The following is a 7494-nucleotide window of genomic DNA, read 5'->3' as shown; positions in this document are numbered from 1 at the left end:
GTCTTTATTATTAAGTGAAAACTAAGGAGTGACAACTAGTCTGACACAGGGGGGGGTTATGATTCTCGACTCTCTTAACTTCAACTAAGTTAAGTATGAAAGCGAAATTTAATCTATTTTGTTACTCTCTTGCGATAACCCAAACTGCATGGATAATGCCCGGAAGATAACCGAAAAGCGTCAAAATGATATTCAAGACGAATGTCCATGAGAATCCGACTTGTAAAAAAACACCTAGTGGTGGCAATAAAACAGCAAAAATGATTCGAATGATATCCATTGGTTAATCCTTAAGTTTAAATGAGTATTTGGAAACGGCTAAGTGGCGATTTCAACAACCTAGTACCAACTTTCCACTGTTAATATATTCGCGTAACAATGAATAATGCTGCAAATGGCATGCCATAGATTTACAATTCAAAAAGAAGAAATGCTTTTTATAGAGACTATTACAGTCAGTAAAGAGATTGAATGAGTAACTTTAAACAGGCGACTTCCATCTATAATGGACATACAAAAATCAATATAACACCAGTATTTATAAGGCTTTTAGCTCTATATCAATATTTTCCACAACTAACAGCCTCCACTTAAAAATTCTTGTTTTCATGCGTATTTAGATCATTATTTTAAAAAAAAAGAATAAAGAGGTTTATTGACTGAAATGCAAATATTTCAAGCTCCCTAAAAGTAAGCACACCATGAAAATATTACATTTATAAATAAAAACATTACATCATTCATCCCAATATTATTAATAACTCTACACCGCCCAAACCTGCTTCAAGCCCCTAAATCAAATGCTCACAGCCAACTTTTTACAATCTGGTATCGGTATTGCAAGGTCAACATATCTAAATAGTTAGAATAAACGCTACAGATAACAATACATAAGAAGAAGTAGCGAATAATCATTAATCTATTTGAATAGGAGGAAGAATGAATAATAACAATTCACTTAATAATAAAAAAATTGCAATGATTGCGACCGATGGTTTTGAACAAAGCGAATTACTTCAACCTAAACAAAATTTAGCCGCACTGGGTGCCGAAATTGACGTTTTATCAATCGATAACAATCAAGAAATTTGTGGTTGGGATGTCAATAAGTGGGGCGATAAAATTAAAGTCGATAAACAAGTTAGCGATATCACCCTTTCAGATTATGACGGTATTATTTTTCCGGGTGGTCAAATCAACCCAGACCTCTTACGCACCAATAAAGAAGTGGTGTCGTTAATTCAAAAAGCCACAAAAGAAGACAACATAAAAGCAATCGCAGCTATTTGCCATGGCCCTTGGTTATTAGTGGAAGCAGATATTGTCAATAATAAAAAGGTCACCTCTTTTCCAAGTATTAGCACAGATTTAAAAAATGCAGGCGCACATTGGGAAGATAAAACAGTAGTTGTCGATGGAAAGCTAATAACAAGCCGTAATCCTGATGACATTCCTGCTTTTGTCGAGGCAATTGCAAACCAATTGACGCATTAAACTGCTTACGTAAAAGATAAATAGAAGGTGAAACATGAATAATCAAAAAATAATAGTCATAACAGGTGCATCAAGTGGCATAGGCGCAGCGACGGTTGATAAAGTCATCGAAGCTGGACACAAAGCGGTGATCACAGCAAGAAGCACTGACAAACTTAACGACATAGTAGAGCGTTGGGGAAAAGATAAAGTATTAGCGGTCACAGCAGATGTATCAAACTTGGATGAAATAAGTAACGTCATCAATAAAGCAAAAGAAAAGTTTGGCAGAGTAGATGCTGTATTTGCCAATGCTGGCACGGGAGTAAGCACACCTGGCATTGAAAATGGCAATCCCGATGAATGGAAAACCATGCTAGATGTCAATATAAATGCGTTACTGTATACCGCTAAAGCAAGTCTTCCTGCACTTAAAGAAACTCAAGGACATTTCATCGTTACTAGCTCTATCGCAGGAAAAATTTCACTTAAAGGTTCTGTGTATGGCGCTTCAAAATGGTTTGCTTATGGTTTTGCACAAAATTTAGCAATGGAGATGGCAGAGTGGAAAGGTCGTTGCACTACCATCTGCCCAGGTATGGTAAACACTCCTTTCTTTGATCAAGCTAAGCCTGACAAGTTAGACCCGACAGATGTTGCAGAAGCCGTTGTTTACGCCATTTCTGCCAACCCTCGTTGTGATGTAAGAGAAATAACCCTGATGCCAACAAACTAACTTACATAACTCATTTGCATGACTAACTGTATAGATAGGCCTATGTAACGCATTTAATAGGTCTATCAATCAAGGTTAAAAACTACATAAAATGTTAAGGAAGCAACTTAATGAATAACTTTAATAATGTGCACGACTTCTTAAAAGAAAATCAAAAATTACACTCACGTATTGCAGAATTTTATCACTCATTATCCTTGGAGGCTGAGAATCAAAGAACCAAGTTATTATTGGGTATTCTAATAAAACACGAACTTGAATTGCTCGATTTTGTCAGTAACTACTTTGATAAAGCACCGGATAAAACGCAACAAGCATTTATTCAATTTGATCCTGAGCAAAACCTTGATGCTTTATTTTCAACTGATTTTGATCGTAAGCAAGTCACGAGCGAACAAGTTGAGGTATTAGCAGATCGCTTTAACCAATATTTATCAGACGTTTACCAAGGTATTGCTAAATCAAATGAATCCCAAGAAGTCAAAGTAGTCTTTGATAACCTTCATCAACACGCTGAACAAAAAAAGAAACAACTATCCATCGATATCAATGAAATGGATGATATTTAATCGCAGCTAAAGAAACTGATGCATTTATTAAAACATCCCGTTCATTGAGTTTCTGAGAACGATAAATCAACCATGCAGTGTTCACTGAGAAAATACAGTGAATGAATAATAACCGACCGTTAATGCGGTCGCTTTATCGCAACGAAAGGGGGAAGTAATGTCAGACCAACATGGTAAACAAATTAAAAATGACAGCGTTTACGAAGCCTTGATTGAACAAGGAAACAGTAAAGAAAAATCGGCTCGTATTGCCAATGCACAAGCAAATCCAGATATGCATCCCGCTAAAAAAGGCGGGAAAGCACAGCCATATGAAAACTGGACTAAAGCTGAACTCTATAAACGAGCACAAACATTAACCATTGATGGCCGCTCTAAGATGAATAAACAAGAATTGATTGACGTATTAAGATCCCATTAGTTAATCGTTTCATGATTTAAGATATTATTCATAATCCATATTAATGATAGTTTAAAAAATAAAATAAAAGCTGCTTTCATCTTATCGGGTACATTATTGGAGCATAAAACTATGTCAACATATCAAGGTGTTTTAGGTGTTAATAAAATAGACAAAGGTTACCAATTTTCAGTGTGGGCACCCTATGCTAAATCAGTTTCTTTAGTGGGTGACTTTAATGATTGGGACGAAGACCAAGATGCAATGCAACAAGCAGATAACGGAATTTGGTGGGTCGATATTCCAACAGCTGCAAACAATGATCAATATAAATTTTGTATTGAGCCTGCAGATAATAAAAAGAGCACAAAAAATGATCCTCGCGCGAGAAAAATGACTAATAGCGTAGGTAATTCAATCATATACGATGATGATTTTAATTGGAAAATAGACGATTTTGAATTACCTCCAATCCATCAAAGAATCATTTACGAGATGCACATCGGCACCTTTAATCAAATATCAGACCAACGTGGCACCTTTAACTCTGCAATCGAAAAGCTGGATGACTTAGTTGAATTAGGTGTCAATGTATTAGAAATAATGCCGGTTAATGAATTCGCCGGAGATATTAGTTGGGGATATAACCCAGCTGCCCCTTTTGCCGTTGAAGAAGCTTATGGCGGCCCAGATGGTTTAAAACAATTTATCGATGCAGCACATCAACGAGGTATTGGCGTCATTTTAGATGTTGTTTATAACCATTTTGGACCCAGTGATTTGGACATATGGCAATTCGATGGTTGGAGCGAAAACGAGAAAGGCGGTATTTACTTTTACAATGATCACCGAAGCTCAACGCCTTGGGGTGAGACTCGACCTGATTACGGTCGCACCGAAGTATGTGACTACATCAAAGACAGTGCATTAATGTGGTTAAGAGAGTTTAAAGCCGATGGATTGAGAATGGATATGTTGCCTTTCATGCGCTGTATTTCTGGGGAAGATAATGGTCAAGATGATATTCCAGAAGGCTACCAACTAATTCAGGATATCAATTCAACCATCAAACAAAACTTTGCTAATAAAATGTGTATAGCAGAAGATCTACACAAGCATGATTTCATCACTGATCCAGTAGAACAAAATGGTTGTGGCTTTACATCGCAGTGGGATGCGCAATTTGTACACCCAATACGAGCAGCGTTAACTCAGCCGTCCGCTGAAAATATAGAGCTTGATAAAGTAATAGGTGCCCTACAACATAGTTACAGTGGTCACGTGTATTCGCGTGTTATATATACAGAATCACATGATGAAGTCGCTAACGGACAAGCTAGAATAGTAGAAGAAGTTGCTCCCGGTAACGTTGACGATGATTTTTTTGCTCGTCAAAAAGGGATTATTGCAGCAACCTTAGTCTTAACCTCTGCTGGTGTCCCGATGCTATTTCAAGGTCAGGAGATGAAAGAAAGTGGTTGGTTTGATGATAATAAAGCGCTTAATTGGCAGAAAAAACAGCAATTTAATGAATACTATACAGCATTCCAACAATTAATTGCCTTGCGTAAAAATAATCAGGGCTGCTCAGCAGGGTTAACAGGCGAGCAAACACAAATTATACACCGTGATGACAAAAATAAGGTTATTGGGTTCAGCCGTTCAAATGGCATTGCTGACGAACAAGTTAATGTTTACCTAAATCTATCTGATGCTGAAATAGAGGAATATGCATTAAGTGGACTAAACGATGAGGCAAGATGTTTATTTGCATGGTCTGATGGCATCGTAACTGAGCAAGTTAGCGTAAATAATAGCGCTATTAAAATGCCTAAATACGGTGTGTTCATTTTTTCTAATTAGATACAAGGAAATTGGCTAGAGAAACAAATTGGAAAAAACTGGACAGCCAGATGTTCTGGTAAGACAGCCTTATTTTGATGCCGCGCTTTAGCTAATAAAGTTCATGGCTGTCCACGAGCTTTTCCCCTTTAGAGACCTAGCACCGCATAGGGATGTAGTTGAAGGCTTGAAAAAGATACGTGCTCTGGGTTATACCATGATCATATTAACCAACTCCTCTGATGTAGGCATTACAGCTCAACTTAAAAACTCAAATCTAGCACAATATTTTGATGGATCATTAACCTTAAAAACCTTTAAACCGGATTTAAAAGTGTATGACTAGGCACAAAAAGAAATGAAAATGGCACCTGAAGATGTGATGTTAATAGCCGCACACGCATGGGATTTAGCAGGAGCAGATAAAGCAGGCTGGGAAACCGCATTTATTATGCGTCCAGGTAAAGCGCTCTACCCTCTTACAGCGAAGCCAGATTTAATTGGCCGAGATCTTATAGAGATAGCAAACCAGTTAGAGGCAAATGCTAAGTAGGCTTTGTATTTAACCTTTAACCTTAACCTTTAATGAGTATTGGTTGGGTTTGGGTGTTGTTGATCTTTTATAAACACAAAAGGCAGCCAAAGCTGCCTTTTTTATATCACTTTTTAAAAGTCATAAACTATTTAATGAATTTTTTAAACGGTGCATCAACTGGAGTATCTGCAAGGTGGTTTGTATAGTTACTCATTACTTTTTGAGATAAACCAACAATAATTTCCAGTAGTTGCTGCTTGCCATAACCTGCAGCAAAGAATTTCTCGATTTGCTCATCACTAATAACACCGCGGTCACGCGCCATTGCCAATGTGGTTTCACGTAGCGTTTCTAACTTAGGATTAGCAAGCTCTGTTTTGTTCACAAGCGCATCAACAATATCTTGGTCTACTTTCATTGAAGCCGCAATTGCACTGTGTGCCGGAACGCAGTAATGACATTCATGCTCAACGTTAATTGATTGCCATACCACTGTTAATTCTTCAGCGTTAAACGATGTTTTTTGGAATAGGTCATGCAGTACTTGATAGCCCTTTAGTAAAGTTGGTGCTTCAGCCATTACTGCATGTAAATTAGGTAGCATGCCAAATGCGGCTACTGAATCAGCCATTAAAGGTTTTGATTCTTCAGGTGCGTTTTCTGCTGTGTATAAAGTAAATTCTGTCATTTTTAGCTCCAATAAATAATGGGTTTTAAGTAACTTCAGGACACATACTAGTTGATTTTGAGCGATTGCTCAAGTTAAAATTGAGCAAGTGTTCAAATAAATTGAGAAATAACATGGCTAACAAAATAAAGTTTGAGCGAGAGTCGGTTGTACGCCTTGCAAGTCAGCTCTTTTGGCAAAAAGGTTTTCATGCAACCTCAACCCGTGACTTACAAGAAGCTATTAACATGAGACCGGGCAGCATTTACTCGGCATTTGGATCCAAAGAAGGGCTATACAACGAATCATTAAAAGATTACACCTTACAAATAAAAGCCCAAATAGAAAGCTTTTTATCAAACGCGGATAGCGTACTAGAAGGTTTACATGCCTTTGTGGAACATGTGATCATTGAAACAAAAGATTGCAGCCCCAGTGCTATCTGTATGTTGGTGAAAGCAAACAGTGAATTTGCCGAAAAGGATGCTAATTTATATGAGTTAAGTTTAAATCAAGCAGCTGAATTTGAAGTTTATTTAACACAATTATTTGAGCAAGCAATAAATAACGGTGAATTAAATAGTTCGCTGACTGCTCTTGAATATGCACGTTTTTTTCAGGTGCAATTTACCGGTTTACGCGGTTACTTTAACCGCCCCGACGTAACACAACTAGCTCAACCAATGATCGAGCAAATGTTTTTGCTGATCAAAAAGCTATAAAATCAGATTAAAAATCACACTCAATCAGCTATCTGTTCAAGCCCTGAGCAGAGAAAAAGCACACGATTAAAAGGAACTTTGATGATAAATATTAATCAAGGTTGTTAGATAGTAAGAGTCGGTTCAATCAGAACAAGGCCAATCAAGTTTTCTGCGTAAAACACTGCCCCCTTTTTTAGAAATTAACAGGTTAACGTATCTGTAATAACGTGATTGCCAGTTATAAATCTAATGCTGTAAATCTAATGCTGGACAGCCATATATTTTAAAATCTAATGCTGGACAGCCATAAATCTAATGCTAAATCTAATGCTGGACAGCCATAAATTTTAAAATATGAAACAGACCTAAATATGATGGCTCAAATCATCTGGGTGATTAGCGAATATACTTTTCAAGCCTCTAAAGCTAAAAAGTAATGCTAATTTTTAAATAGTTTATGAATCTTGCGCATGGGAGCCATTAGCGAATGCTAATTACGTTTTTAATTTGTGAGGGGTGAAGCAAGATTAATGAACTTGTCGTCGCAGTTGGTTTTTACTCGCTATCC

10 protein-coding genes are annotated in these 7494 nt (G+C 37.1%); 8 read left to right on the top strand and 2 right to left on the bottom strand.

Annotation, left to right across the window (positions count from 1 at the left end; genetic code table 11):
- Positions 1–121: 121 nt before the first annotated feature.
- The gene (locus tag V6256_RS14375) at positions 122–280 is read right to left on the bottom strand and encodes a YqaE/Pmp3 family membrane protein (RefSeq protein WP_341598940.1); all 159 of its coding nucleotides are present in this window, start codon (positions 278–280) and stop codon (positions 122–124) included.
- 659 nt (positions 281–939) lie between these two features.
- On the opposite strand from V6256_RS14375, the gene V6256_RS14370 reads away from it, so the two are divergent.
- The 7 genes from V6256_RS14370 to V6256_RS14340 all read left to right on the top strand — a co-directional run bounded on the left by V6256_RS14370 (position 940) and on the right by V6256_RS14340 (position 5573).
- Positions 940–1494: a DJ-1/PfpI/YhbO family deglycase/protease gene (locus V6256_RS14370; protein WP_341598939.1), complete on the top strand. Its 555-nt coding sequence runs from the start codon at positions 940–942 to the stop codon at positions 1492–1494.
- A gap of 34 nt (positions 1495–1528) precedes the next feature.
- On the top strand, positions 1529–2209 hold the full coding sequence (locus V6256_RS14365; protein ID WP_341598938.1) for an SDR family oxidoreductase: 681 nt from the start codon (positions 1529–1531) through the stop codon (positions 2207–2209).
- Between the two features lie 110 nt (positions 2210–2319).
- A complete protein-coding gene (locus V6256_RS14360) occupies positions 2320–2778 on the top strand; it encodes a hypothetical protein (protein WP_341598937.1) in 459 nt (152 codons plus the stop codon).
- A gap of 157 nt (positions 2779–2935) precedes the next feature.
- On the top strand, positions 2936–3199 hold the full coding sequence (locus tag V6256_RS14355; RefSeq protein ID WP_341598936.1) for a DUF7218 family protein: 264 nt from the start codon (positions 2936–2938) through the stop codon (positions 3197–3199).
- 111 nt (positions 3200–3310) lie between these two features.
- The gene (locus tag V6256_RS14350; RefSeq protein WP_341598935.1) at positions 3311–5041 is read left to right on the top strand and encodes an alpha-amylase family glycosyl hydrolase; all 1731 of its coding nucleotides are present in this window, start codon (positions 3311–3313) and stop codon (positions 5039–5041) included.
- Between the two features lie 196 nt (positions 5042–5237).
- A complete protein-coding gene (locus tag V6256_RS14345; protein WP_341598934.1) occupies positions 5238–5366 on the top strand; it encodes a hypothetical protein in 129 nt (42 codons plus the stop codon).
- 18 nt (positions 5367–5384) lie between these two features.
- Positions 5385–5573: an HAD family hydrolase gene (locus tag V6256_RS14340; protein WP_341598932.1), complete on the top strand. Its 189-nt coding sequence runs from the start codon at positions 5385–5387 to the stop codon at positions 5571–5573.
- Positions 5574–5700: 127 nt separating this feature from the next.
- Here the strand turns inward: V6256_RS14340 and V6256_RS14335 are convergent, their stop codons facing one another.
- The gene (locus V6256_RS14335) at positions 5701–6243 is read right to left on the bottom strand and encodes a carboxymuconolactone decarboxylase family protein (RefSeq protein ID WP_341598930.1); all 543 of its coding nucleotides are present in this window, start codon (positions 6241–6243) and stop codon (positions 5701–5703) included.
- Positions 6244–6356: 113 nt separating this feature from the next.
- Between V6256_RS14335 and V6256_RS14330 the strand changes: the two genes are divergently transcribed.
- Positions 6357–6944 carry a TetR/AcrR family transcriptional regulator gene (locus V6256_RS14330; protein WP_341598928.1) on the top strand — a complete coding sequence of 196 codons (588 nt, stop codon included), beginning with the start codon at positions 6357–6359 and terminating at the stop codon, positions 6942–6944.
- Positions 6945–7494 lie beyond the last annotated feature (550 nt).

Source organism: Psychromonas aquatilis (assembly GCF_038155185.1).
Taxonomy (GTDB): Bacteria; Pseudomonadota; Gammaproteobacteria; order Enterobacterales; family Psychromonadaceae; genus Psychromonas; species Psychromonas aquatilis.
This window is presented reverse-complemented; position numbering and strand designations above follow the sequence as displayed.

Coding starts and splice junctions, on each gene's coding strand:
- V6256_RS14350 (WP_341598935.1), top strand. CDS start 3,311: ATGTCAACATATCAAGGTGTTTTAGGTGTTAATAAAATAGACAAAGGT.
- V6256_RS14330 (WP_341598928.1), top strand. CDS start 6,357: ATGGCTAACAAAATAAAGTTTGAGCGAGAGTCGGTTGTACGCCTTGCA.
- V6256_RS14365 (WP_341598938.1), top strand. CDS start 1,529: ATGAATAATCAAAAAATAATAGTCATAACAGGTGCATCAAGTGGCATA.
- V6256_RS14360 (WP_341598937.1), top strand. CDS start 2,320: ATGAATAACTTTAATAATGTGCACGACTTCTTAAAAGAAAATCAAAAA.
- V6256_RS14340 (WP_341598932.1), top strand. CDS start 5,385: ATGGCACCTGAAGATGTGATGTTAATAGCCGCACACGCATGGGATTTA.
- V6256_RS14370 (WP_341598939.1), top strand. CDS start 940: ATGAATAATAACAATTCACTTAATAATAAAAAAATTGCAATGATTGCG.
- V6256_RS14375 (WP_341598940.1), bottom strand. CDS start 280: ATGGATATCATTCGAATCATTTTTGCTGTTTTATTGCCACCACTAGGT.
- V6256_RS14335 (WP_341598930.1), bottom strand. CDS start 6,243: ATGACAGAATTTACTTTATACACAGCAGAAAACGCACCTGAAGAATCA.
- V6256_RS14345 (WP_341598934.1), top strand. CDS start 5,238: ATGATCATATTAACCAACTCCTCTGATGTAGGCATTACAGCTCAACTT.
- V6256_RS14355 (WP_341598936.1), top strand. CDS start 2,936: ATGTCAGACCAACATGGTAAACAAATTAAAAATGACAGCGTTTACGAA.